This is a genomic window from Rhodopirellula islandica, from assembly GCF_001027925.1.
Taxonomy (GTDB): domain Bacteria; phylum Planctomycetota; class Planctomycetia; order Pirellulales; family Pirellulaceae; genus Rhodopirellula; species Rhodopirellula islandica.
Genome location: NZ_LECT01000042.1, coordinates 1 through 24,714 on the forward strand (window position 1 = coordinate 1; position 24,714 = coordinate 24,714).

Here is a 24,714-nt window from a genome sequence, read left to right on the forward strand (position 1 = left end):
CCGCCTCCCGCCGTGGCCATCGGCCACGGCGGGAGGCGGAGTGCTTGGGGGGTGCGCTCGTTTTCCGGTGGTACGCTGCGTTGCAGCGACCACCGGCTACCGTCTGAAATCCCTCCCGGGATGAAGACAGATCGAAGCCGGAGAGGAGACCTCGGGTTGAAACCCGAGGCTGACAACTGTCACCGCTCCGCGGTTGTTCGATCACCCCGACACATAAGAGACCCTAGTCGCGACGCGACGACAACTGCTTGCCGGCCGGTCGCCGAACGATCCCCCCGACTCGCGTCCCCGTACGATGGGCTTCCAAGCCCGCCGAAATGAAAACCCGACGCGTCAGCGAGGAGGGCGGGCCGATTGGTGGTTGGTACCATCCGGATTCAATTTGGAAGTTTTGGAGACGATCGGTTTTCCGCTTGCTGACCTCTGACGTGCATCCGCGTTTCGGTTCCCAAACGCACGCAATCGATGACGTCCGTCGAGTGCTGCTTGCGTTCACACGAATGTGTTGTTTGCTGGTTATAGTGACGTCTCCCAAGCTGCATTCGCACGACGATGAAGAATTCATGAATACTCCGAGAGCCAACCGTCAAATGATGCCCTCATACTTGGTCGCCACTCTCCCACTGAGATTCTTCCAGGCTTCCGCTGTTGTTGCCTGCGTGCTCTTTGCGCGAAACATCCAAGCTGACCAACCTGGTGCGGCCAGCCCCCCAGTGCCCCATGAACAAGTTTCCAAAGGAGAATTGGAAAGGAAGCAGAATTCAGATCAACTGATTCCTGGGAAAGAGCCCGTCGCTCCGAGTTTTTCCGGAAAGGTCGAGAAACAAGCGAAACGAAGTGACGGAGGAGGGGAGACCAAGGGCGATGCAACGATCGACCTTGGCATCATTCGTCTGAAATTCCAGGGTTCCTTCGAGGTGAGCAGGGATGGTGTTGGCGTGGCACGCGGCGAAGGCACCACGACACTCGAATTCGACGGAGAACTTTTGGATCGGTTTGCTCATGAATCGGGAGAATCGAGCCTTGGAAGGCAAGACTTCCTTGATGGCATCCTTTCACTGCCGTCGACAATCCGCTCGACGAACGAAACCCTTCGAATGCTGTCGGCCCCCAAAACACAAGAAGCACTTCGGCAAGTTGAAACTTTGCTTCGCCTGTTGCCCCAAGCCTCGACCATGCCGCCGGTGCAAATCGATGCTGAGTCAAACCAGGAACAGAGTGACTGAATCAATGGCAAACGATGCCATCCACCGTTCAGTTACTCTCAGGTTTTGAAGCGTTTTTGCATCCGGTTTTGTTGGCCAACGGCCAACATCAACCCACTCGTTTTGAATTGAACGAGGCCGTTGGCCATTCGAGCAAAAAGCGCAACTTCGAAAAGCGTCAGCGAGGCACTCCCCAACCTCCCCGCGCAAGCAAGGCCACCACAACTTGATCCAGCGAGAGAATCCTGCACCATTCTCTCCGAGCCCGCCCCCATTTCGCATTTTGCACTTCGCCACCTGTCGCCGCTCCGCGGCTTGTCGATCAAGAGGGGTGAGCTCGAGACCTCGGGTTGAAACCCGAGGCTGACAACTGTCACCGCTCCGCGGTTGTTCGATCGCCTGCACACAACCAGTCGCGGAGCGACGGCAGCCGACAGCCTTGGGTTTCAACCCAAGGTCATCCACCGGCGATACCCAAGACTCAAAGTCGCGGAGCGACGACAGTTGCTTGCTTGCTCGTCGCCGAACGATCCCCCGGTTCAAATTCCGTACGATGGGCTTCCAAGCTCGTCGAAATGAAATCACGCCGGGCAGCAAACCACTGCTCGACCGTCGTCCTTTGAGTGGGGCCACGTGACGGATTCCCTGCTCCTCACCAGCGGGCGAACGAGGGATTTCCTGGGTGAAACCAGAATTCTACGATTCGTTGCGATTTCAACTAGGCTACGGTTCGCGAATTGCGAAGTTCCCTCCCTAGCTTTCCAGCATGAATCCACTGAAACGGTTGAACCGGTCCCGAAATTCCCGGGTGCATCCCGATGCCCACATGACGTGGGCCTCACGGAGCATTTCCACGACGGTCACCCGAACCGGCCTGTACCTCCAAAAGCAGCTTTGGATCTGGCCGATCGTGGCTGTTGTGGTGTTGTCGACGATCGGCTATTTCATGGGCGGTGCGATTGAAACGACGATCAAAGGCAACGTCAGCTCAGGGATGCAAACGCTGGTCGATCTGGAAGCCGAAATGCTGACCAAGTGGTTCAGCGTTCAAGAGTCCGCAGCCGAGGCGTTGGCCAACGACGCCACCGTGCGACGAACGGTGTACCAATTGTTTCAGCCGGATCCGCCTGCTTCGCCCCCCGCATCGCCCGGCGACCCACACAAAGAACTGGCGGCCGAGTTGGGCCCCGCGATGTCGGCACACGACTTCGACAGCTATCTCTTGGTGGACAAATCCAAACGAATCGTCTCGGCAACCCACGCCGCTTTGGTGGGAGAGCAAGGGATTTCCGAGTACGAATCCTTCCTTGACCGGGCACTGGCGGGGGAAGCATTCGTCTCCCCACCGTTCCCCAGCGTGGTGATGATGAAGGACACCGATGGGCAATCTCGAATGGGCGTCCCGACCATGTATGTCTGCGCTCCCGTTCGCGACCCTTCCTTTCAAGTCGTGGGAGTGCTTGCGCTTCAGATTCGGCCTGAGCGTGAGTTCATTCCGATCCTTCAGCTTGGTCGGACAGGTGCATCGGGCGAAACGTATGCCTTCAACGAAGACGGCATCATGATCAGCAACAGTCGCTTCGACGAAGAGCTCATCCTGCTGGGGCTGTTGCCGGACCAACCTCATTCGCGTTCCATCCTGCAGATGTCTTTGCGAGACCCCGGCGCTGATATGACGGAAGGTTTTCGCCCCAACCGCCGCCGGTCTCAGTTGCCACTGACAACCATGGCAGCCGATGCGATCGCGGGCAATTCGGGGCTGAACGTGGACGGCTATCGGGACTACCGCGGGGTGAACGTGATCGGCGCTTGGCGGTGGTTGCCAAAGTACAAAGTTGGCGTTGCGATTGAAGTCGATGCTGATCAAGCGTTTCGCCCGATTGTGATTTTACAGCGCACGTTCTTGACGATCTTCGTTCTGTTGCTGTTGTGCGCGATCGTGATTTTTGTGTTCACCCTGATCGTCGCTCGGCTGCAGCGTCAATCGCGCGAAGCGGTGATCGAAGCCCAGCAACTCGGCCAATACACACTGGATCACAAGTTGGGCGAGGGCGCGATGGGGGTTGTGTACAAAGGCCACCATTCGATGCTGCGGCGTCCCACTGCGATCAAGCTGTTGCATGCCGACAAAGTGAATGACACTTCGATCGCTCGTTTTGAACGGGAGGTGCAGATCACCTGCCAATTGAACCACGCCAATACGATCGCGATCTACGACTACGGCCGCACGCCCGAGGGAGTGTTCTACTATGCCATGGAATACCTCGACGGCATTGACCTTCAGGACCTCGTGGACAAGTACGGAACTCAATCCGAGGCCCGAGTGATTCACATTCTGTTGCAAATCTGTGGGTCCCTGTTCGAAGCACATTCGCAGGGCTTGGTGCATCGCGACATCAAACCCGCCAATGTGATGTTGAATCGGCGGGGTTGTGAACCCGATGTGGTGAAGGTCTTGGACTTTGGTTTGGTCAAGGCGGTCGACCGCACCGAAGGATCGCCTGTGACCGACGGAAGTTCGATGTCAGGAACGCCGTTGTACATGTCGCCTGAATCCATCCAGGCACCAATGACCGTTGACGCTTGCAGCGACATCTACGCTGTCGGCGCCGTCGGCTACTTCCTGCTGACGGGCAAACCTGTTTTCGAAGCGGCCAATTTGGTCGACCTGTGTCAAAAGCACATTGAAGAATCCCCGGTCCCGCCGACCAAACGCAGCAACGTCAAAGTATCCAGCCAACTCGAAGACGCAATCATGGGATGCTTGGAAAAGTCACGTGCGAAGCGTCCGCAAACCGCGCGTGATCTCGGAATCCTGATCTCGAAATGTGCTGCAGCGAGCCAATGGACGATCGAGGAGGCCGATCGATGGTGGGGGCGGCACGAACGCGGATCAGAGAGCAATGTCACCGCCTCTCCGACACCTGAATCATCCCCCACGGAGTCGTCCGCGATGGATGCCACGATGGACCAATCGTTCCAAGAGCCGCCGAACGACGCCGTTTAGCAACCAGGATCGCACGGGCGCAACGTTGCACGGCCCCCGAATCATCCTCCAATGCCCGAGCAGATCCACCTTCATGCCTGAACCTGATCGCATCCGTTGAGGACCATGGGCTGACGCCCAATGGCGACAACTTGTCGCCACTTTGTGGCTGAGCCGGGTGCCCTGTCGTCCCCTTGGGATTGACCGATCGCATCCGTTGGGGACCATGGGCTGACGCCCAATGGCCACAACCTGTCGCCACTTCGTGGCTGAGCCAACGGCGGAGCCCTTTGCTTGCCTGCGTGTGGGACACTGCGTATTCTTACCGCGACGCCAAGAGACAGCGAGCGACGGAAACGTCGCGCACGTTTCACACGTTTGCTTTTCACGAGCGTGCTTGTGAATCCATGAGATCACCCACCTGTGATCACATTGAGTGAAGTTGTCTTTTTCTGCGCACTGGAGGCGCACTGAGCGATGAAAGTCGTGCCTGATCGGCACGATTCACCTCAGCGACAAAGTTGCCTTGACCGGCAAACCTTTTGTCGCCGCGACAACCGACGGCTTGTTCAACGGGTCGTACGGTTTGGAGCAAACAGGGTGATATTTCATCGGCATGGTTTTTTGACCGGGCACGTTTTGTGACCTAAGTTTGCTCAGCCCCACGGTTCGGAGTGTCTTCCGCGGGGCTTGGACTCACCCCGGTCCAGCATTCCCCCTCCAACGACACTCGCGATGGAATCGGCGCATGGACCTGTTAACGACGATCAACCGATGCTTTGCTTTCAACCAGCAAACGCTCCAACTGAACGACGGCAAAGCGATTGCCAAGCATGCTCGCCAGCGGCGAGTTGCTGGACGCTTGCGGACGTTCGCGTTGGTCTTCGGTGCCTTCGCCGTCGGTGGTTCCTCGATGCCGGCCTTCGCCCAAGGCTATGTGCCTTCACGCGGCCCGGCTGTTTCCGCTCCAACCAACGACGCGGAACGCAAGCTCGAAGAACAGGAACGTGCCCGTGCGTTGGCCGATGGGATTGAACTGGAAGATGCGGGCCAGTGGAGCGATGCGATCGACCACTACGAAGCCGCCACTCGCCGCTTCCCACAAGACCGCATCTTGTATCAGCGGTTGCTGATCAGCCGCTTGCGGTTTGACGTCAATCGTCGCTACCAAGATCAAACCTATCAACGGTCGCTGAGGGACATGACGACCTCTCAGTCGCTGGATCTGTACAGCGAGATCTTGGCCAACCTGCAAACGCACTACGTGGACACGATCGAGTGGTCCCGAGTGTTGCTGCACGGGACCGCCGCCTTGGAAACGGCACTCGACGACGAAACCTTCGTCCAAACGATGTTGCCCAACACATCGCCGGAGCAGATTGAAAAGTTCCGGATGGAGATCCATCATCGAATCAGTCAGCGATCAACACAAAGTCGCTTTGACTTGCGGGCCACCGTTTCGCAGGTCGCCTCCATGGCGCAACAAGAACTCGGATTGAGTGGCACCGCGACGGTGTTGGAATTCGTTTCCGGTGCCGTGTCGACCCTGGACACCTACACACGATTGCTGTCACCCGGACAACTGGACGACATGTTCAGCACCATCGATGGCAACTTTGTGGGCTTGGGCGTGGAACTGAAGCCTGGCGAAGATTGTTTGAAGATCCTGTCAGTGATCCCAGGTGGTCCCGCGGATGAAGCGGGCATTGTGGCGGGCGATCGAATCATGGGCGTCGACGCGACTTCCGCGGCTGATCGCGATCCAGACTACGTGGCGGATTTGCTGCGTGGTCCCGAGGGATCCACGGTTGCGTTGCAGATCGTTTCTGTCGACCAATCACCACGTTCCATTCATGTGGCTCGTCGCCGAGTCGATGTGCCCTGTGTCGAAAACGTGCACATGGTCGACGCCGAGGCGAAAACAGGCTACTTCCGCCTGACCAACTTTCAGAAGTCGACCCCCGCAGAAGTGGAACAAGCCCTGTGGACACTCAGTCGGCAAGGGATGCGTTCGCTGATCATTGACCTGCGAGACAACCCAGGCGGATTGCTGCCCGCTTCGGTGGAGGTTGCGGACCGATTCATCGAGTCAGGTCGAATCTTGACGACCCGCGGACGCAACGCTCGCGAAAACTTCGACTACTCGGCTCACCGGGCCAACACCTGGAATGTGCCGTTGGCGGTATTGATTGACCGGAACAGTGCCAGTGCCAGCGAAATCTTTTCAGGAGCGATCCGCGATTCCAATCGCGGCACGATCGTCGGCGAAAAAAGCTATGGCAAAGGCAGCGTGCAAGGAATCTTTCGGATGCAAGCGGCTCAGTTTGGATTGTGCCTGACGACCGCCAAGTTTTACTCGCCCAGCGGTCGAGCGATCAGCGAGAACGGTGTCGAACCACACTTGTCGGTGCCACCGACCTACATCGCCGCTCGTCCCGATGAGAATGGCCGCTTGGTCACGGAACTCGAAGACGACGTGCTTCAACACGCGATCGAACACTTGGCACAATCAGCCAACTGATTGGGAAGGCAGTCAAGACGTCCCCCGTCCAAGCCGCGGAGCGGCGACAGGGGGGTTCACGCTCGCTGCCAACTGTCGTCGCTCCGCGACTTGGACGCGTGCTTGGTCGCGGATCAACCTTGGGTTGAAACCCAAGGCTGGTCAAATGTCGTCGCGCAGCGACTTGCTGGCATGGGATGCGAACACGGCCAGACGCTAGGCTTGCTTGGTCAACTCGTCGCGTTTGGCAGAGATGATCGCTAGCAGTTCGCGTTGTGGCTTGACGAATTTGTCGACGCCTTCGTCCATCAAGAACTTGTGCATCGCCTTGATGTCCAGAGCAGCGTCGATTTCGTCTTGGACCGCTTGCGGTGGCATGTCATCGACTTCTCGAGTGAACAATTTGCCGCTGGCGTCGACTGCTTCATTGGTCGATGGCGGGTTGGTTTGGATGTCACTGCCCGCCAAAGCTGCGACGTACTTCCATGGAGGATCGTCTTTGCTCTTGGTTCCCGTGCTGGCGAAGATCAGCTCTTGTTCCAGCTTCAGGTTTTTGTCCGCCCAGAACAGTTGGTTTTCTTTCCAAATGCGTTTTGCGTTCAGGATGCCAACATTGCCTTGCGCTTCTGGCGACAGGTTCGGCAATTCCTTTTGGGTGTACACATCAATTCGCGAGATGAAGATGCTGTAGACCGATTTGAATTGGTCGAGTGAACGGGTGCCGGATTCAGCCGCCCGTTGAGCACCTTTCCAAACCGCTTCGCGTGCGGCGTGGTACTGATCGCCAGTGAACATCAACGTCACGTTCAGGGTGATCCCGGCAGCAGCCAATTCTTCCAGAGCCAACAGTCCCGCTTCGGTGGCGGGAACCTTGATCATGCGGTTGGTGTGGCCCGCCGCCCATTGCTTGCCCAGCTCGATGTAGCGGGTGGCGATGTCGGAAGGCGAGAGATTTTGGTCGGGATCTTCCAAGATCGGATCGAGCTCGAAGCTGACCCAGCCGGCATTTCCAGCGGTCGATTGATGGATCGCTGCGAATTTCTTTTCTGCGTCGGTGACCAACTCGTCGGTCAGCGCCCAGGCGATGGCTTCGTCGTCGAGACCTTCACTGAGCAGCGCGTCGATTCGATCATCGAATCCGCCGGCCTTCACGATGCCAGAGATGATGGCAGGGTTGCTGGTCGCACCAACCGCCCCCCACTTGAGGTTCTGGTCAATTTCGGAGGGCTCGACCGAATCCAAATACAGCTTGGTTCCGGAATCAATCAGGGACTGGAGGGATGCAGACATCAGTTCACTTCGTGGGTTTCGGTTAGACAAGTGTGAATCGCGAAGACGCAAACAAACGGCTTTCACGAGCGAAACAGGAGCCAAACGCGATCGAATCGCTGGTGTCGCTGGCAAGCTCCGCCAGGTTGCGTTCCCCGCAGCTCCCCATTCGACGACAACTTCGCGGGTGGGGAGAGAATGAAAACGCAATTCCGACGGTCTGGTTCGCTGTGTTCCGCCGATTAGGCTGTTTCAACAATTAGAATGCATCCGGCCCGTTTTGTGGGGGTGGGGCAAAGCGTCGCTGACGCATTTCGAGTGGATCTGCAGGAGACCGCCAAGCGTTTTGGGTTAGAAACTCCCCAGTTTTTCTAACCCTCTCAATTGTCTTGCAACAATTGAAACGTTTGCGTGGGACAATCGCATTGACGTGGACCTTCTGCCGATCGCTCGATAGCTTATTCAGATGACCGACCTTGGCGGCAGATGCGTCGTTGACAGCGACGGATGCTGGCGGCAAAACGAGATTGAGACGAGTTTCAATCTCACGAAAAACTCGCTCCTTCAACTTGTCCAATCGAAGCTGTCCCGACGGGACCACTCTTCTTTCTCACTTTCGGAATCCTCGATGACCGCAGACTCAACCAAGCCGTCGTTCCTGGAGCGGCCTGGCCCGTGGGGACTGAGTGTGGCTTTGTTGATCCTCATGGGTTTCTTCTTTTTCATGCCATCGGCGTTCCGCGCTGCTCGCATGGGGCTGAAGAACAAAGAGAACGATGTCAAAGACTGGTTGCCCAGTGACTTTCCCGAGACCGCCGAACTGGATTGGTTCGCGGATCACTTTGCTGGCGAAAGTTTTGTTCTCTTGACCTGGGAAGGATGCAACGTCGGCGACCAACGGTTGCGACTGTTCGAAGACAAACTGCTGCACGAGTCAGCGAACTATCGCGAGCAACTGGCGGCGGAAGAGGCCTGGGGCGAAAACGCGTTGTCACTCGCTGAAGTCCAAGCCCGTGTCCGGGCCCGGGAACTGGGCGAGGAATTGGAATTGTTGCCGCCTGGCCAAGACCTGACCGACTGGGGCGGTGAAGGCGAGAAGTGGTTGGCTTCCGCCGATGGCACGTGGTACTACATCACGCCGGAAGGCAAGCTGTTCCGCTGGGAAGAGTCACTGAACGGCCCAGCGGCGTTGATCCGGAAAGTCAAAAAGTCACTCGGCAGTTACGAACTGCAGGGACAATTCGTGACCGCGTTTGGCGATCCGTCCACCGCCGAACGAATCAATCCGTTTTACAACGACCCGATGTTGTTGTGCGCTCCGTTGTTTCAAACGGTTCAAACGGGAGCCACCATCGCGGAAGAGCTCGCTGCCGAAGGCGGCCCCCTTTGGCCGATCGATCTGACAGATGTGACCAAGAAACCCATCGTGGCCAAACGCCTTGCGATGGAACGTTTGACCGGAACGTTGTTCGCTCCCGCAGTCCCGCATGAGTTTGGTTGGACGGCGGAATCGTTCGTCGAAGCCTTGCCCGAAGCACAGCGTGGCAAATTGCCGGCGAACGCCCTCGAGGTCGCTGAACAAACACTGCAAACCTTTGTGGCCGAACGCTTGGATGGCGAGCGAGAGAAGCTTCCCACTTCACTCACTCAGACCCAAACCGACGCATGGTACGCCGTGTACGATTCGTTGGGCGTCGAACCTCCACCACGCTTGACGTGTTTGCTGGTCACGTTGACGGACTTGGCCAAGGACAATCTCGCGTTTGCGGTTGGTCGCGGCACGCTAGGAATGCCTCAGGGTCGATTGCTGCAACTGGCGCATCAATCCGGAATCCAGCCACCGCTTCCGCCCAGCAGTGCACCGCCACCGTTCAATCGCGAGCCACCTGAGTCCATTGGCGGAATGCCTCCGTTGCGAATGGGCGGTCCTCCGATCGACAACATTGCGATTGACGAAGAGGGCACGATCACGCTGGTTCGCTTGGTCGGTTACTGCATCCTGGTGGGCGTGTTGCTTTCGTACTTCTGCTTTCGCAGTGTCAAAGTCACGATCATGCTGTTTGTCGTCGGCGGTTCTGCCGCGATGCTCAGCATGTCGATGGTGGGTTGGACTGGCGGTCGCGTCGACGCGATTCTGATGTCGATGCCATCTCTGGTCTACGTGCTGGGGTTGTCGGGGTCGATTCACGTCATCAACTACTACCGCGACGAAGTCCGTTTCCGCGGGCGACGTGGAGCGGCCACACGCGCCTTGATGCATGCGGCATTGCCGTGCTCGTTGGCGGCACTGACCACTGCGATCGGTTTGGCGTCGCTCTTCACCAGCAACCTGAAACCAATCAGCAACTTCGGGTTGTATTCCGCGATCGGTGTGATTTCGACGCTGGGCATTCTGTTCAGTTACCTTCCCGCGGCACTGGAAACGTTTTCGCCGCAATTTGGCCAAGACAAATCCGAAGAACGCAAACGCTTGGCCGCTGCAAAACGCAAGGATGGGTCAACCGGCAATGCCTCGGCAGGCGATTCCCAACCATCTCAAGGTGCGGTTTCCGGTGAGTTGGAATTGGCGGCATGGTGGGCAGGCGTTGGCCGCTGGATCACCAGCCATCATGCGGTCGTCAGTGTCGGTTGCATCGCCGGTCTGGCGATTGCATCGTTGGGATTGTTCAAGATCACAACCTCGGTGCAGTTGCTGAAGCTGTTCGATCCTCAGGCTCGTATCCTTCGCGATTACGCTTGGTTGGAGGATCACTTTGGCAACTTGGTGCCGATGGAAATCGTGGTTCGCATGCCTCCCGAAATCCAACGCCCGGAGCGTTTGGCGGCGACGAGCGAAGAGGAAATCGAGGATCAGGATCGGTTGTCCGACCCGATTTCGCTGAGTTTGTTGGAACGCATTGAGGCGGTCGCACGAATCCGCAAAGTGGTCACCCGCTCGCTCGGGGAAGAAGGCATCGCCAAGGTTGGCCAAGCGTCCAGCATGGACACCTTCATCGCGCCGCTTCCGGATGTCAGCAATGGATGGAGCAACACGCGATCACAATTCAACAGTCGCCTGAACGATTCTCGTGACGAGCTTCTTCGTAGCGATTACGTCAAAGTGGAAAAGAACGGTCCGCTCAAGGACAGCGAACTGTGGCGTTTGAGTTTACGCGTCAGTGCCCTGTCGGATGTTGATTACGGGTTATTCATCAACGAACTGAAAGACGCGGTTGATCCGGTGGTGCAAGCCTACCGTGTGCGAGCAAAATTGCTGCGTGAGCTGCAACAACCCGACGGCACGCAGATTCCAAAGGCGAAGGTTCTGGTGCTCGGTGCCCAAAACATCTTGGATTTGGACAGTGCGACCCTGGTGACCACCGATGAAGCCAGTGGCGAACGCGTGGTGGATCAGCAAGCTGTGTTCCTGGCCACATTGCGTGAACTGTTGGGCAACGAACGCATCCGACAAAGCTGGATTGATCCTGAAGCCGCTGACGCGATTGCAAAACCCTCGGACGAGAACTGGGATCGGAGAATCGCGGCCGCAGACGTGGTCATCGATCTGGCGGGACTGAGGTTCCAATCCTCGACGGCCACCCCAGCCGCGGCCGAGAAACCCACTCCGTCGATCGCCGCCGGAGCGCCCCGATTGATCTCCGCCATGGAAGTGATTTCGCGGCCGATTCCGAAGCACATTTTGACACTCGAGAAAGTCGCGGACGGGCTACCAGATCGCTTGCCGGTTTTTGAGCTCGACGAACCTGCCACGCCTCAGGTGATCTACACGGGGGTCGTTCCGGTGGTCTACAAAGCCCAGCGGACTCTGTTGGGCAGCTTGGTTGAATCGATCTTGCTCGCGTTTGTGCTGATCGGCTTCGTGATGATCGTGTTGCTGAACCCAGGTTCCTTCCCCGCCAATTGGCTGGCTCCTGCCAATCTGCGTGCGGGCTTCGCGGCCGGTGCCGTGTCGATGATTCCCAACGTGTTCCCTGTGCTACTGGTCTTTGGCATCATGGGACACTTGCGAACGGCAGTCGACATCGGAACGATGATGACCGCCAGCGTCGCGATGGGTGTCGCGGTGGACGACACGATCCACTTCCTGACTTGGTTCCGACAGTTCCTCGAAGAAGGCAAGTCGCGAAAAGAGGCGGTCATTGAAACCTACCGCCGGGTTGGCCCTGCCATGACTCAAACGACCATCGTGGGTGGACTGGGATTGTTCATCTTTGCGATGTCGACCTTCACCCCCACGCAGCGTTTTGGAACGTTGATGTTGGTGATGTTGGCAGCCGCGTTGATCGGCGACTTGATCTTGTTGCCCGCTTTGTTGGCTGGGCCACTTGGAAAGGTCTTCAAACCAAGGCACGACCACCTGGGAAAGCCCGCGTTTGACCCTGGTCAATCCGCGCCAGGTGAACCAGTGATGGGAGACGACCAGGTCACAACGCAGAGCCCACCCGAGGGGATTGTGGTGACCGAGGACACTCCCGTGTTGAAGGTCCACAAACCGCCGACACGGGCGGAGTCCAAGCATCCCTCCCCCAAGGGCTGATGCTTCGGTCAGGTTCGTCAGCTCACTGTGTCGGTTGACCTCTCGATTGGCAACGTTCCCCCATGGTGGATGTTGCCAATGGGTGAGGTGGCGAAAGTTTGACGAACGATCCGATTGAAATGCTCTTTCGCCTTCGTTCTGTCTCGGGATGCGGCGCTCGCGACCGATTACGAGTCGCCAGCGGAGGTCGATTTCGATAGGCTCGGTTCTCATTCTGTTTCGAACTGATCGACCATCTCAACATGCCTTTGAAATCCCTGGGTGACCAAGCGACAACCTATCGCGTGCGATTCTGCATCGGCCTCTTGGCAGTTTGCATTCTCGGACCGCTAGCGGCGCGCGATTCGACGCGAGCGTTGTCGACGATGTACAACGCACCGGCGCTGTGGTTGCCCGAGGACATGCCGGTCCGCAAACAGTACGACGACTTCTCGAAGCTGTTTCAGGGCCAAGACGTCCTGATGATTGGTTGGGACGACGCAAAAATTGGCTCCGAAGAAGTCGACGCCGCCGCAGAAGCGTTGCTGCCACTGACCCAAGCGACCCCGGATCGCCCCGCCCATCTGGCTGGCGTCAGTTCTGGGCAACGAGTCTACGATGTCCTGACCAGTCCGCCGACCAGCTTTTCGGATCGCGCCACGCGAGCGAGACTGAAAGGGTCGCTGATTGGCGAAGACGGTGAACAAACCATCGTTTTGGCCACCTTCACCGAACACGGGAATCTCAATCGCCAAGACGTCTTGGCCGAAGTTCGGCAAATTGTTTCGGACAGCATCGGTGTCCCCGAAGACGAGATCTACACCGCGGGTCCACCGACCGATGGTGCGTTGGTGGATGCGGAAGCCCAGGGCTCGATCGATCGTTTCACGTTGCCCTCGGTCATCGTGGGGGCTCTGATTTGTGTGTTCTGCCTAAGGTCGATCGTGTTGACGGCGATCATCATCGTCGTCGCGGTGATCGGGCAAGGCATGTCGCTGGCGATGGTGCTGTATTCCGGCATCGAAATGAATGCGATTCTGATCGTGTTGCCGCCACTGGTGTTTGTATTGACCGCCAGTGCAGGGATTCACCTGTGCAATTACTACCGCGACGCGATGTGCAGCGATCCAAACATCGATCCGACCGCGGCGACCCGCCAAGCCATGCAGGCGGGAATCTTGCCGTGTTGGTTGGCCGCGACCACCACCATCATTGGCCTGGGTTCATTGGGGTTGGTTCGTTTGGTTCCCGTCAGCGCTTTCGGATTCATCGCAGCGGGATCAGTGTTTGGAACCTTGTTGCTGTTGTTGCTGCTGCTGCCCGGTGCCATGCAGTGGCACGGCAAGCGACACCGCGCCAAACACCGCGCGGCCTTGGCCAAAGCCAGGAAATCGGAAACCAGCGAAACCGAAGACGATCCGTTGCCGGTCGAAAAGTGGCGTTCTCAAATTGGGCACGCATGGGAAGCCTTCGCGGCTCAGTTCATGCGATACCCGATCATCGTTGTCACTTTCTTCACCATCATCACTGCCATTGCTGCGTCAGGTTTGCCTCAGCTGACCACGTCAGTCAACATCCCGCGAATGTTCCCCGAGAACAGTCGCATCCGGACCGACTACGCTTGGTTTGAAGAGCACATCGGGCCAACCATCAATGCGGAAGTGGTCGTTCAGTTCCCTCCCGATTCGATGCCGGACTCCATTGACCGGTTTCGTTTGGTCCGAGACGTCGATGACCATCTTCGATCCACCGATTTGGTCGGTGGTGTGTTTTCGGCGCGATCGTTTTTGCCCAGCCCACCGTCCAAGAAGAGCCGCTCGATTCGTTCCACGGTTTTGGAAGCGAACATCCGCAAGCAGTTGGAAGATCCCGATTCCCCGTTGCAGGACGCCGGTTACATCGCGATTGACAACCAGGGCAATCAGCTTTGGCGAATCAGTTTTCGGTTCCCGTTTGACGAAGCGATTGATTACCGCACCGAGTTCCAACGTGTGCAGGCAGAAGTGATTCCGATTTTGGAGGAAGCTGGCGAAGGCATCTCGCCACAGTTCACCGGTGGCGTGCCGATGACCACCGAATCGCAAGACGTGTTGTTGCAGGATTTGTTCCGCAGTTTCCTGGCGGCGTTTGGAATCGTTGCGATCATCATGATGCTGTTGCTACGAAGCTTCTTGGGTGGATTGGTCGCCATGTTCCCCAACCTGTTCCCAACGATCACTTTGTTCGGAACGATGGGGTTGCTCGAAACACCACTCGACATCGGATCGGTGATGACCGCCAGCGTTGCGTTGGGGATCGCGGTGGATGGGACCATCCACTTTTTGACCAAGTTCCAAAATCAATCTCGCAAGGGAAAGGGACGAACCGAAGCGTCCCTCGCGGCCCTTCACAAGTGCGGGCCGGCGATGTGGCAAACGACGGCGGTGTGCGCCATTTCGCCTCTCGTTTATGGGTTGTCGGATTTTCAGCCGACCCAGCGTTTCGCCTTCATGATGTTCGGCTTGCTGCTGGCCGCTTTGATCGGCGATGTGTTGCTGTTGCCCGCCCTGTTGGCATCACCCCTGGGACGTTTTTTGACTCCGAAAACGGCCCAGTCAAAAGCCAATGCGGACAACATTTCAAGCGTAACACGCTGATTCGCGTTCGGTTAGGATGTGAGGCCACGGGTTGTTCCCCCACAATCTCCCGCCTCCTTCAAAGATCCCCCTCATGCTGAAATCTTGGATTGCCGCCGCTTGGGTTGGCTGTTGGTTCCTCTCTCCTGCGTTGCTCGCAGGCGTTTCCGCCGCCGATTCGGACTCCTTGCCACCGCCGAACATTCTGTGGCTGACCAGTGAAGACAATGGGCCGCAACTGGGGTGCTACGGCGACGAATATGCCGACACACCGAACCTGGACAAGCTCGCAACTCACTCACTTCGCTACACCAAATGTTGGTCCAACGCCCCTGTGTGTGCTCCAGCACGCACCACTTTGATCTCGGGCATGTACGCGACCAGCCTGGGCGGCGAACACATGCGCAGCGGCGTCCAAATGCCCAGCGACTTCCAGTACTACCCCACCGCTCTGCGGAAAGCCGGGTACTACTGCACCAACAACTCCAAGACCGATTACAACTTCGCCGGTCAGGCGGCAGTCAAAAGCTGGAATGAATCCAGTGGCAAAGCCCACTTCCGCAACCGCGAGAAAAAGGACCAACCCTTTTTCGCGGTCTTCAATTTCACAATCAGCCACGAAAGCAAGATCCGCAACGCGCACAAATTGGTTCATGATCCCGACCAAGCCCCTGTGCCCACGTATCAACCGAACGTTCCCAAAGTCCGTCGCGACTGGGCTCAGTACTACGATCGTTTGACCGAGATGGACGCACAGTGCGGCAAAATTCTCACGCAACTCGAGGAAGATGGATTGTCCGATTCGACGATCGTCTTCTATTACGGCGACCACGGCAGCGGCATGCCACGCAGCAAACGCTGGCCATACAACTCCGGTTTGCATGTGCCGTTCCTGTTGCATGTCCCCGAGAAATACAAACAGCTCGCGCCCGCCGACTACCAGTCCGGTGGAATCACCGACCGGTTGGTGAGTTTCGTTGACATGGGTCCCACCGCAATCAGTTTGGCCGGTGCGGATCTGCCGACCACGATGCAAGGCGTTCCCTTCGCTGGTCCGCTCAATGGTGACTCAAAGGAATACCTGTTTGGCTATCGCGGACGCATGGACGAACGAGTCGACATGGTGCGAAGTTGCACCGATGGCCGGTACGTCTACATCCGCCACTTTCATCCGGAACGAATTTACTTTGCCTACATCGATTACATGTTCCAAACGCCGACCACGATGGTTTGGAAGAAGATGTTTGACGCCGGGGAACTGAACGCAATCCAATCCAAGGTTTGGCAGGTCAAACCACTGGAAGAGCTGTTCGATCTGCAAGCGGATCCCGACGAGGTCAACAACTTGGTCTCCGATCCAGCACACGCCGACAAACTCAACACGATGCGATCCGAACTTCGCAACTGGATGGAGTCGACAACCGATCTGGGTGTCATTCCGGAAGCAGAAATGCATCGACTGGCTGGGAAGCAACCTCCTTTTCAATGGGCTCAATCCAGCGGTTTGGATTGGAACCACCTGGTCGACATGGCCTGGGACGCCACCACATCCTGGAATGAACTGGACCGTGACAAGCTGCAGGACCTGCAAACGCTTTGCGCCAGCGAATCCAGCTTGGATCGCTACTGGGGTGCCCGCGGATTGACGCTTGCGATCCTCTCGCCGAACCAGAAACTCGACGCAGACAAGCTGGCCGTCGCGTTGAAGCTGCTCGAGCCGCTCGCATTGAAAGACGAATCCCCCATCGTTCGAGCAGCGGCCAGCGAAGGGTTGTTGGTTGCCGGGAGCAATTCGCAACGAACGCAGGCGAAGCAGATCTTGGTTGAGCTTGCCAACGTCAACCAGGAAGGGCACTTTGTGGCGATGACGGCACTCAACCTGATCGACAACCACCGCCAAGTCCTCGACTGGAACGTTCAGCCGCTGCTAAAAAATCTGCCAACAAATGGCAACGATCCGCCAGTGCGAGCTGAAAAGTACGTCAGCAATCTGCTCCAATATCTGTTGGCGCAATAGGACGTATCTTCCGACAGGAATCCACCGATGTCACTCCAACCGCTTCACGATCGTTTGAAATCGTTCGCCCAAGAGGGTCGCACGCGAAAGCTGCACAGCCGAAAGGTCGAAGGCGTTCATGTGGTCGAAGCGGATGGGCGTCGGCTGATGAACTTCGGCGGCAACGATTACCTCGGTGTGATTGCCGACGAAACACGCGGCTGCGATTTGCAAGCCGCCTATGCAACCCATGGTGCTTCCGCCAGTGCGCTCGTTTGTGGCTGGACGCCGCGGCACGAAGCGCTCGCTCGCAGCCTCGCTGAACTGGAACAAACCGAAGCCGCGGTGGTCTTCCCCTCTGGCTACGCGGCCTGCTCGGGAACGTTGGCAACCTTGCCAAGTGAAGGCGACTTGATTCTCAGCGATGAGCTCAATCACGCCTCCTTGATCGATGGCTGTCGCCTGTCCAAGGCCGAACGGGTGATCTATCCCCACCGTGATCTCGACTTCGTCGAACACGTGTTGAGCGACCGCGCCGGCAAAGGCGGTTTGATTTGGATCGTCACCGACGGTGTCTTCAGCATGGATGGCGACGTGGCACCGTTGCCTCAATTGGTGGATTTGGCTGAGCGTTTTGGTGCTCACATGATCGTGGACGAGGCCCATGGCACCGGCGTGCTGGGATCACGTGGCGGCGGTCTCTGCGACGCGTTTGGTGTTTCCGACCGTGTGACCGTTCGAATTGGAACGCTCAGCAAAGCGGTCGGCCACCAAGGTGGCTTCGTCGCGGGCCCTCAAGTCGTGATTGACACGTTGGTCAACGCCTGTCGATCGTTGATCTTCAGCACCTCGCTGTCGCCGGTCGTTGCTGAGGGCGCTCATCGCGTGATTCAGCGGTTGTCGCTGTGGCAAGATCGTCGTGACCGGCTCGCCCACATGTCGCGACTGTTTCGCCGCCGCATGAATCGAGAAACCAGTGGCGTGGAAGCAGGGATCCCAATTGTCCCCTTGGTCATCGGCGACGAAGCCGAAACCATCCGGTGCAGCGAAGCGATGCGTGAGAACGGGTTCTTTGTCCCCGCGATCCGGCCCCCCACGGTCCCGGCGGGAAAATCACGGTTGCGAGTTTCGATCACTTCCGCCCACCGAGACCACGACATCGAATTGCTCGCCGACGTGCTGCATCGGGTCTGTCCCCAACTGCAATCTGCCGAACTGGCTTCGGTGAGTGAGCAAGCCTGAACGGACGGTTTCGGATCTGAAAGCCCAATCGGGACAGGAAATGGGGCTCGCTGGCCGCGGGAAACACCGCGACTTCGTGCCCCGACTCGGAACTTCATCACTGTCACAAACCCGGGTGGGCAGCTATCATTTGCCCCTGCGAATCTCGCATTTCGGGGCTGTAGCTCAGTTGGTTAGAGCTGGGAACTCATAATTGCTCCTCGCTATCCCTTCCCGCTAGTGTTTTCCCGTGTTTTGCGGTCTCAAACGAGTTTCACGAAGTCGATAGAAACGCAAAAAACGACCCAACGGGTGTACCGGGGTGTACCGCAAGAAATCGTGTCAGCGCACGAAAAAAGGCTGGTGGACAACGCCACCAGCCCCAAGTTTTCATAGTAGGCAACTGCTACCGATCGCCTTCTATCAAGTGCCGGACCACCGATAACGTCCGGTAGCGACGATGCCCCGCATCCGTGTGTCGCACCTCGAGCTTTCCAGTGTCAGCCATGCGTTTGAGAGTTGACTCCGAGATTTCCGAATAGCGGGCCACCTCTTTGGCTCCGCGGTGTCTCTCCGACAGGAACTCAATGTCATCGGGCTCCAGCTTGTCGCGATGGTCATCGATAAACTGCTCGGTGCTCGACTTGGACGGCGTGTCGGATGCCAGCATGCCCAACTCGCTCTCTTTATCGATGATCGCCAAACGAGCGCGGCAATCAATCAACGCCTTTTCGGCCTCGGCTATTTGCTCGATGGCTTCCCGGTAGAGGTCAAGAGTTCCACGGGTCATCGCGACCCCTCGCTTCCCGTCGTGGCGTTGTCCCTGAAATGCTGAACCAAGTCTTTCTCGTGGTACCAACGCCCAGACGGCTTCGTCGTTCCTGGGACCTTCAATCGGTGATCACGCTCCCAGGTGCTCCAAGCGTATCCCCATGTTTTGCAGACAACGTTCTCGTGGACGAAACCCATTGCCACCATCTGGGGATCGGTTTTCGGGGTCGGGTGTTGCTTTGCCATTGGAAAGCCTTTCGCAAACTCAGCGTTTGCTAAATGACCAAGGGCAGCATCCCGGTTAGAAAGCACGGGTATCACGCCGCGCCGAACTTCTCGTCACTCCCTGCCTGCGCAGATCAACGCTTCGATGGTTCCCGAAATACTGCCCTTGGTCATTCTCTTGGATTAAGACGTGATACTTGCTTTTCGTCGCCACGGATCTGAGAAACACCGCGGCCAAAGTCGATCTTGCTTCTACCCTCAATCGACAAGCACAATTTCCTGGTTCTGGATCGTCGTGTCAAGCTCGCTTTTTGTTCTGGCAAATTTACCGGAACAGATTCACTCCAGCGACGACGGTTCGAACTCGAACGGAACCGGGGCTCCGCGGCGGGATAGATCATCAACCACTACCGGCCCCTCGTGCTTCGTCAGGCGGGTTTCCAGCTTGGCCAACGCACCGCGGCGGACTTGTTCAAAGTCGCAAGCATCGAGCAACTTCACATTGCAATCCATCCGACGAATGCGTTCATCGTCAGACCACCCCGCCCGAATCATCGCGGTCTGTTCCGCGATGATTCGGGCGTCGGAAGGTAGATGGGAACGCTTACAGTCTCGACCTCGATCATTTCGCCAGGACCCTCCGCCTGTTGGCAATCTTGGCGAGGTGCCCGGTCATCTCTTGCTGTAACTCGACTTGTTTTTCATTGAACTTAACGAGCTCTTGATCAGCGTTGAACGCTGGACCGAACGCACCAATCTGCGACGCGAACGACGCACTGGTCGATGCCACTGATCGCGACAAGTCGATGTCGGGACGATCGCCGACAGCTTCCTCGATCAGATTGCCGCGAAACTTGGCCAGCTCGCCTTTGCTGAGCAAACCCTTTGATACCAGCTTGCTTGCTTCTAACATCTTTTCCGCGATCTGAGCCCCGTCTGTCTTCAATGAGTCTTTGATTCGCGTTGCGTTTTGGATGTCGGGATCATTGCGGCGGAAATCGCTGAACGCTTGGGACCTTGCCCGCTTGCCAACCGAGTCACGAAGCTCCGGTGCGATGTCTTGCAAGACGTTGTTGATTTCACTCAACCGATCTTGCAGTTGCTCGGCAGGGCTTCGGATTTGCATCCGAAGTTGTTCGGCGGGGCTGCTTGCCCGGAAACGATCGGCCGCGGCGTCCATCGCTCGGCTGAGCAGTTCCGGCGAATTGGCGAACACTTCCTTGGCTTCTGCAATCGCCGCTTGGTACTGCTCGAGCGGTGTTTGCAGCTGGGCTGCCAGTTGCGTTGCCCGGTCGTTTGCTTTGAATTGAGCAATCGCGGATTCACGCGCCCGGCGGAACATCTCGGGACTGCCTTTGAACAATCGTGCAGCGTCAGAAAGCGCTTTCTGCAAAAGCTCGGTGGGGTTCATCAACGATTTCGCAAGTGCCTTTTGAGCTTGCACGAACGGGCTCGAGTCACGCACGGCTTGCGTCTCTTTGGCTGCAAACTTGCCAAATTGATCTTGGGTGATGTCACCCTTTGCCAACAACTCACGAGCAAGATCGATGCGTTCACGATAGCGTTCCAGTGAAGATTGGATCCCCTCAATCTCGGCCTTGAGCTTCAACCCTCGGGACGCTTCCTCTGCGGCGCGGGCTTGCTTCTCAAACGCTTCCGCATCACGTCGCATTGCTGCCTTCTTCTTGGCAACTGCATCGGCCGCATCGATGTCCAGGGTCTTGCCAAGGTCGGACGGAACATCTTGCCCGGCGGCTCGGAAGGATTCACCGACGATTTCTTGCCGCTGCCTTTCGAGCTTGTCCGCTTTGTCCTGCCCCTTCCTCAGATCGGAGTCGGCTTTGAACTTGGCCAGCAGAAGCGGAATCCCAACAACCGCGGCGGTGATCAATGCAATCGGTGAAAGCAGCAATGCGGCCAAACGTGTGATCCCTGAGACCATCACTCCCATCAGTGATTTGAACGCAGTCGCTGAGACCGCTACGAACGTCTTGAAACCATTGGTCAGCGACGCGAACGCGGTCTTGATTGCAGCACCCCGGAAGACGCCTGCGAGAGATGCCCCAAGCTCGACAACCGACTTGGCAATTCCTTTGAGCATTCCACGGAATCCGCCACCGGCTGTCACTGCCCTCTTGCTGTTCGCGGCAAACAATCCAGCGGCTCCGGCTGCCTCCGTAACTGCAACCCGCGCCGTCACTGCATTGCCAGCAAGAACGGCGAAGCCTCGCCCACCTGCGAGCGGTGTGAGTGAAAGCAGACTCAACGTCGCCAGTGATCCCGCAAGGGTCGCGACGCCTGAGCCCACGACGGTTGCCGCGGCTCCCACTCCCGTCAACGCAATTGCCAATCCGGCGGCAAACTGCGAGAGCTTCGGGAAACGTTCAATCAACTTGTTCACCCCTCCAACGATGTCGGCAAACTTGCTGACCAAAGCGGCGGCGGCTTCGCGAAGTGGCTCACCGATGGAGATTTTGAGCTGGGCCAATTCGGCCCTGAGTCGCTTCATCGAGTTGGCGAACCCATCACTGGTCCGGAGGGCATCGCCTTGGGCATCACGGGTGCCCTCGAGTGTGATCTCGAGAATGGCGAGCGCCTTCTCGTAACTGGTGAGGTTGTTCGGGTCGAATCCAAGCGTCAACGCCTTGGCCTTCACCGCGGCGGCGGTTGCTTGCACCCCAAAGGCTTTGAGGTTCTCGGTGTTGCCCACCAATCCGCCAATCAAGCGGCGGAACGCGTCGTCGTCGTCCATGACACCGAACGAAGCCAAGTCAATCGCCAGCTTGGTGACCGTCTTGGAAAGCTCCGCTGCCTCTTGCCGATCGAAACCCAGCGGAACAAACGTGTTTTGCGACTGAGCGAGTAAGTCGAGCATTTGCGACTGAGCGCGGCCAACAGCTTTGCCGTAGTCTTTGCTCCATGTTCGCACTGCTGCCGACTGGTCTTTGAACACGGCTTCAAACATGCTGACCGTCTCGGCAAAATTGCCCGCGGCAACCACGGCTTTTCCGAAACCGAATGCGGAGGCACCGCCGAATGCGGTCACGCCGACGCCCACCCTGGCAATCGATTTGCCAACCCCTGCGATGCTGTCAGAAACTTGCCGCATCTCGGCTTGAATCTGCGTGTTGACCGTTTTGACCGAATCAACCACGCCATTGAGAACCGATTTGATGTCGGTTGTGAGGCTGTCTTTCAGCGTCAGCGAAAACTCTGCTCCGCCTGCGTCAATTTGTGCTCGTGTGCTCATTTGGGATCTCTTCGTAATCGTCGGTGGGCTGGGAAATCATGTTTGCGGCGGAGTGGCTCGGGGGTGGACTCACCGAGTTTTCGAAGCTCTTGTTTGACTGTTGCCACCCAATGTGAAAGCGCGAACTCGGCTTTGAGGTAGGTGTTTCGGATCTCGCCAGGGTCGTCCGCCTTGCTCGCGATCGACCGGCTGGTTTCTTCCATGTGCAGCAACAGTGACACCAGGTTGTCGGTCAGCTTCTCGGCGGCTTGCTGTGCTTCGTTTTTCATTTGGATTCCAACGATCGAGAGATTGATTTTTCAATGAGTGCTTCGCGGTATCGCTCGGACTTCCAAGGACCGACGCTGAGAAGCCATCGGGTGATGTGGTGATAGAAGTAGGCCCCATCGGTGCCTGGCATGCCCTTCTGAATCCACGTGTGGACTGTGCTGCGTTCCACCTCAAATGCCCTCGCAACATCGGCCTGAGTGCCGAGTCGAAAGTCCTCATCGGTCTGGACGTCCTGTTGTTGTTTTCTGGCCATTTCAACCCTTGTGCATGCGAGAACGACGAACTGACGAGGCGATTACCTCCACGTTTCGAACCAGGAAGGACCCGTGAAGGGGCCCCGGTGAGCCCCGTCGCCAAACTCCACAGAAAAGCGACGGGGCTCGTTGTGGGCCGGATGCTGGCGACAGTTTCAACGCCAGCCTCCCACTCGGTGCATCACTCAGCAATCATTTTTGCTCGCAGTTCGTCAACCAGCTGTTCGCATTGTGCGACGGCGTTTTTGGCCTCCGACATCTCGAATTCCCAACGAGCAATGCGATCCCGGTAAACCTGCTTGTTGCCGTAGTCATTGGTTCGCTCGGCGGTGCTTAAGAATCCCTGATTCTTCTCAACCGACGCCTTCGCTGATTTCAGACGTGCGTGTGCCCACTGGAGATCCTGTTTCGCGGCAAATGATTGCAACTGCAACTTAGAACTGGCAAGTCTCACCAGGTTCTCGCGGTCAGCCGGGCGCGAAGTTGACTGTTCTTCCGACTCGAAAACTTGCATCCTCACCTTCTTTCGAGATCGCTTGTTGCTGGCAATCACATCCTCGAGGCTTCCGTTCACTTCTTGCAATTGCCGCAGCAGAACACCCCGACGGTCTGCGTCAGCCCCAGACAACTGCTTGCCTGCCAATAGCTGTTCGATGTGCTTTTCATCGAGCGACGTCAATTCTGCCTGAATCGGTGCAGTTGCTGCTTGGTGCTCTTCGGTCGCTCGTTCGTCGTCGGCGTCCAAGGTAGCGATGATCCCTCGCAACTCCTTGGCGCGGGCCGATGCAACATCCGCCTCGGCAATCCGGCGTTTCAGTGCATGCCGCTGCGACAGGCGGGAACGCTCGGCTTCTGCCTTGTCTTCCTGGTCGATCGCTTCACTCATCTTTCGATTGCCTCCCTTGTTTGGAAAATTGCTTCCAGTACTTCCGCTTGGTCCAACTGGCCAGCGAGATACAAACGGCTCGCAAGCGTTAAAATTTCGTCGCGATGGTCTTCAATAATTTTGTGGGCAATGTGTCGTGCGAAATACACACGGCTGGCCCAACGCTCTGGTTCTTTCTCACAGCCTTCTATTGCCCATCTCGCGACCTTGACATCATCAGGCGGCGAGAACCAAGACGGCTCTTTGGCGGGCGTTTCAGGCGACGTATGGGGCTCTGGCAAGTGACCGAGATCGACCGAGCCCTGCCCCATCTCACCCATCGGTCGTGGAGGCGGCTCGTGGAGACCGGCGAGGAACTCCGCGGCCGGTCCGGCAGAGACCGCGAACGCGCGGTCGTCAGGCGAAAGTTCATCCAGTAGCACGTGCCCTGAATCCAACGTCAGTTCGGCATGGGTGCACTTGCCACCCAGGACGATGGCGGCAACAGCATGCCCCGCCTCGTGAATTGCGGTTTCCCATCGGTGGTCAGTTGTCATCTTGGTCGCCCCCTTCATCTTCCTCGACCAAGACAAAGCCGTGCACGCCGTGTTGCCCATAGTCTGCATTGACACCTTGAAGCATGCTGACCGACTTCAACCATTGCTGGCCATTTGCATCAACTCGCCACGGTTGCACCAAACCACTATCCATGGCATTGATCAGGCCACGGGTCGGATGGCTTGGCTTTGGAAAAAACTTTGGTTGCACCTG

General features: G+C 57.4%; 16 protein-coding genes. 7 read left to right on the plus strand and 9 right to left on the minus strand.

From position 1 onward, the window contains the following. The first annotated feature begins 317 nt into the window (after positions 1 to 317). The 3 genes from RISK_RS28375 (at position 318) to RISK_RS19830 (ending at position 6,712) form a co-directional block, all read left to right on the plus strand. Positions 318 to 1,226 (plus strand): hypothetical protein, encoded by a 909-nt coding sequence (locus tag RISK_RS28375; RefSeq protein ID WP_053061242.1) that lies wholly within the window; start codon positions 318 to 320, stop codon positions 1,224 to 1,226. A gap of 745 nt (positions 1,227 to 1,971) precedes the next feature. Continuing rightward, complete coding sequence (locus RISK_RS19825; RefSeq protein WP_047816072.1) at positions 1,972 to 4,212, plus strand: serine/threonine protein kinase; 2,241 nt, start codon at positions 1,972 to 1,974, stop codon at positions 4,210 to 4,212. Between the two features lie 727 nt (positions 4,213 to 4,939). After that, positions 4,940 to 6,712, plus strand: a complete 1,773-nt coding sequence (locus RISK_RS19830; protein WP_047816073.1) for a S41 family peptidase — start codon at positions 4,940 to 4,942, stop codon at positions 6,710 to 6,712. 195 nt (positions 6,713 to 6,907) lie between these two features. Here the strand turns inward: RISK_RS19830 and RISK_RS19835 are convergent, their stop codons facing one another. Then, positions 6,908 to 7,981 (minus strand): transaldolase family protein, encoded by a 1,074-nt coding sequence (locus RISK_RS19835; protein WP_047816074.1) that lies wholly within the window; start codon positions 7,979 to 7,981, stop codon positions 6,908 to 6,910. A 607-nt stretch (positions 7,982 to 8,588) separates the two neighbouring features. Here RISK_RS19835 and RISK_RS19840 point away from each other — a divergent pair. The 4 genes from RISK_RS19840 (at position 8,589) to RISK_RS19855 (ending at position 18,329) form a co-directional block, all read left to right on the plus strand. Continuing rightward, a complete protein-coding gene (locus RISK_RS19840) occupies positions 8,589 to 12,497 on the plus strand; it encodes an efflux RND transporter permease subunit (RefSeq protein WP_047816126.1) in 3,909 nt (1,302 codons plus the stop codon). 242 nt (positions 12,498 to 12,739) lie between these two features. Further along, complete coding sequence (locus RISK_RS19845; protein ID WP_047816075.1) at positions 12,740 to 15,112, plus strand: efflux RND transporter permease subunit; 2,373 nt, start codon at positions 12,740 to 12,742, stop codon at positions 15,110 to 15,112. Positions 15,113 to 15,185: 73 nt separating this feature from the next. Next, entirely contained in the window at positions 15,186 to 17,108 is a 1,923-nt protein-coding gene (locus RISK_RS19850) for a sulfatase family protein (protein WP_047816076.1), read from the plus strand. 27 nt (positions 17,109 to 17,135) lie between these two features. Continuing rightward, positions 17,136 to 18,329: an aminotransferase class I/II-fold pyridoxal phosphate-dependent enzyme gene (locus tag RISK_RS19855; RefSeq protein WP_047816077.1), complete on the plus strand. Its 1,194-nt coding sequence runs from the start codon at positions 17,136 to 17,138 to the stop codon at positions 18,327 to 18,329. Between the two features lie 385 nt (positions 18,330 to 18,714). Here RISK_RS19855 and RISK_RS19860 read toward each other — a convergent pair whose 3' ends face one another. From RISK_RS19860 to RISK_RS32290, 8 genes are all read right to left on the minus strand, one after another. Continuing rightward, a complete protein-coding gene (locus RISK_RS19860; RefSeq protein WP_047816078.1) occupies positions 18,715 to 19,098 on the minus strand; it encodes a MerR family transcriptional regulator in 384 nt (127 codons plus the stop codon). 545 nt (positions 19,099 to 19,643) lie between these two features. Further along, entirely contained in the window at positions 19,644 to 19,805 is a 162-nt protein-coding gene (locus tag RISK_RS32285; RefSeq protein ID WP_160311466.1) for a hypothetical protein, read from the minus strand. Positions 19,806 to 19,926: 121 nt separating this feature from the next. Next, a complete protein-coding gene (locus RISK_RS19875; RefSeq protein ID WP_047816081.1) occupies positions 19,927 to 22,554 on the minus strand; it encodes a phage tail tape measure protein in 2,628 nt (875 codons plus the stop codon). Beyond that, entirely contained in the window at positions 22,551 to 22,823 is a 273-nt protein-coding gene (locus RISK_RS19880) for a hypothetical protein (protein WP_047816082.1), read from the minus strand. The genes RISK_RS19875 and RISK_RS19880 overlap by 4 nt, the downstream gene beginning before the upstream one ends. After that, a complete protein-coding gene (locus tag RISK_RS19885) occupies positions 22,820 to 23,077 on the minus strand; it encodes a hypothetical protein (RefSeq protein ID WP_047816083.1) in 258 nt (85 codons plus the stop codon). Before RISK_RS19885 ends, RISK_RS19880 begins: the two co-directional genes overlap by 4 nt. Positions 23,078 to 23,259: 182 nt before the next feature. Continuing rightward, positions 23,260 to 23,964, minus strand: a complete 705-nt coding sequence (locus RISK_RS19890; protein WP_047816084.1) for a hypothetical protein — start codon at positions 23,962 to 23,964, stop codon at positions 23,260 to 23,262. Then, positions 23,961 to 24,500 (minus strand): hypothetical protein, encoded by a 540-nt coding sequence (locus RISK_RS19895; protein WP_150122638.1) that lies wholly within the window; start codon positions 24,498 to 24,500, stop codon positions 23,961 to 23,963. Before RISK_RS19895 ends, RISK_RS19890 begins: the two co-directional genes overlap by 4 nt. Then, positions 24,490 to 24,654 (minus strand): hypothetical protein, encoded by a 165-nt coding sequence (locus RISK_RS32290; RefSeq protein ID WP_160311467.1) that lies wholly within the window; start codon positions 24,652 to 24,654, stop codon positions 24,490 to 24,492. Before RISK_RS32290 ends, RISK_RS19895 begins: the two co-directional genes overlap by 11 nt. Between the last annotated feature and the right edge of the window lie 60 nt (positions 24,655 to 24,714).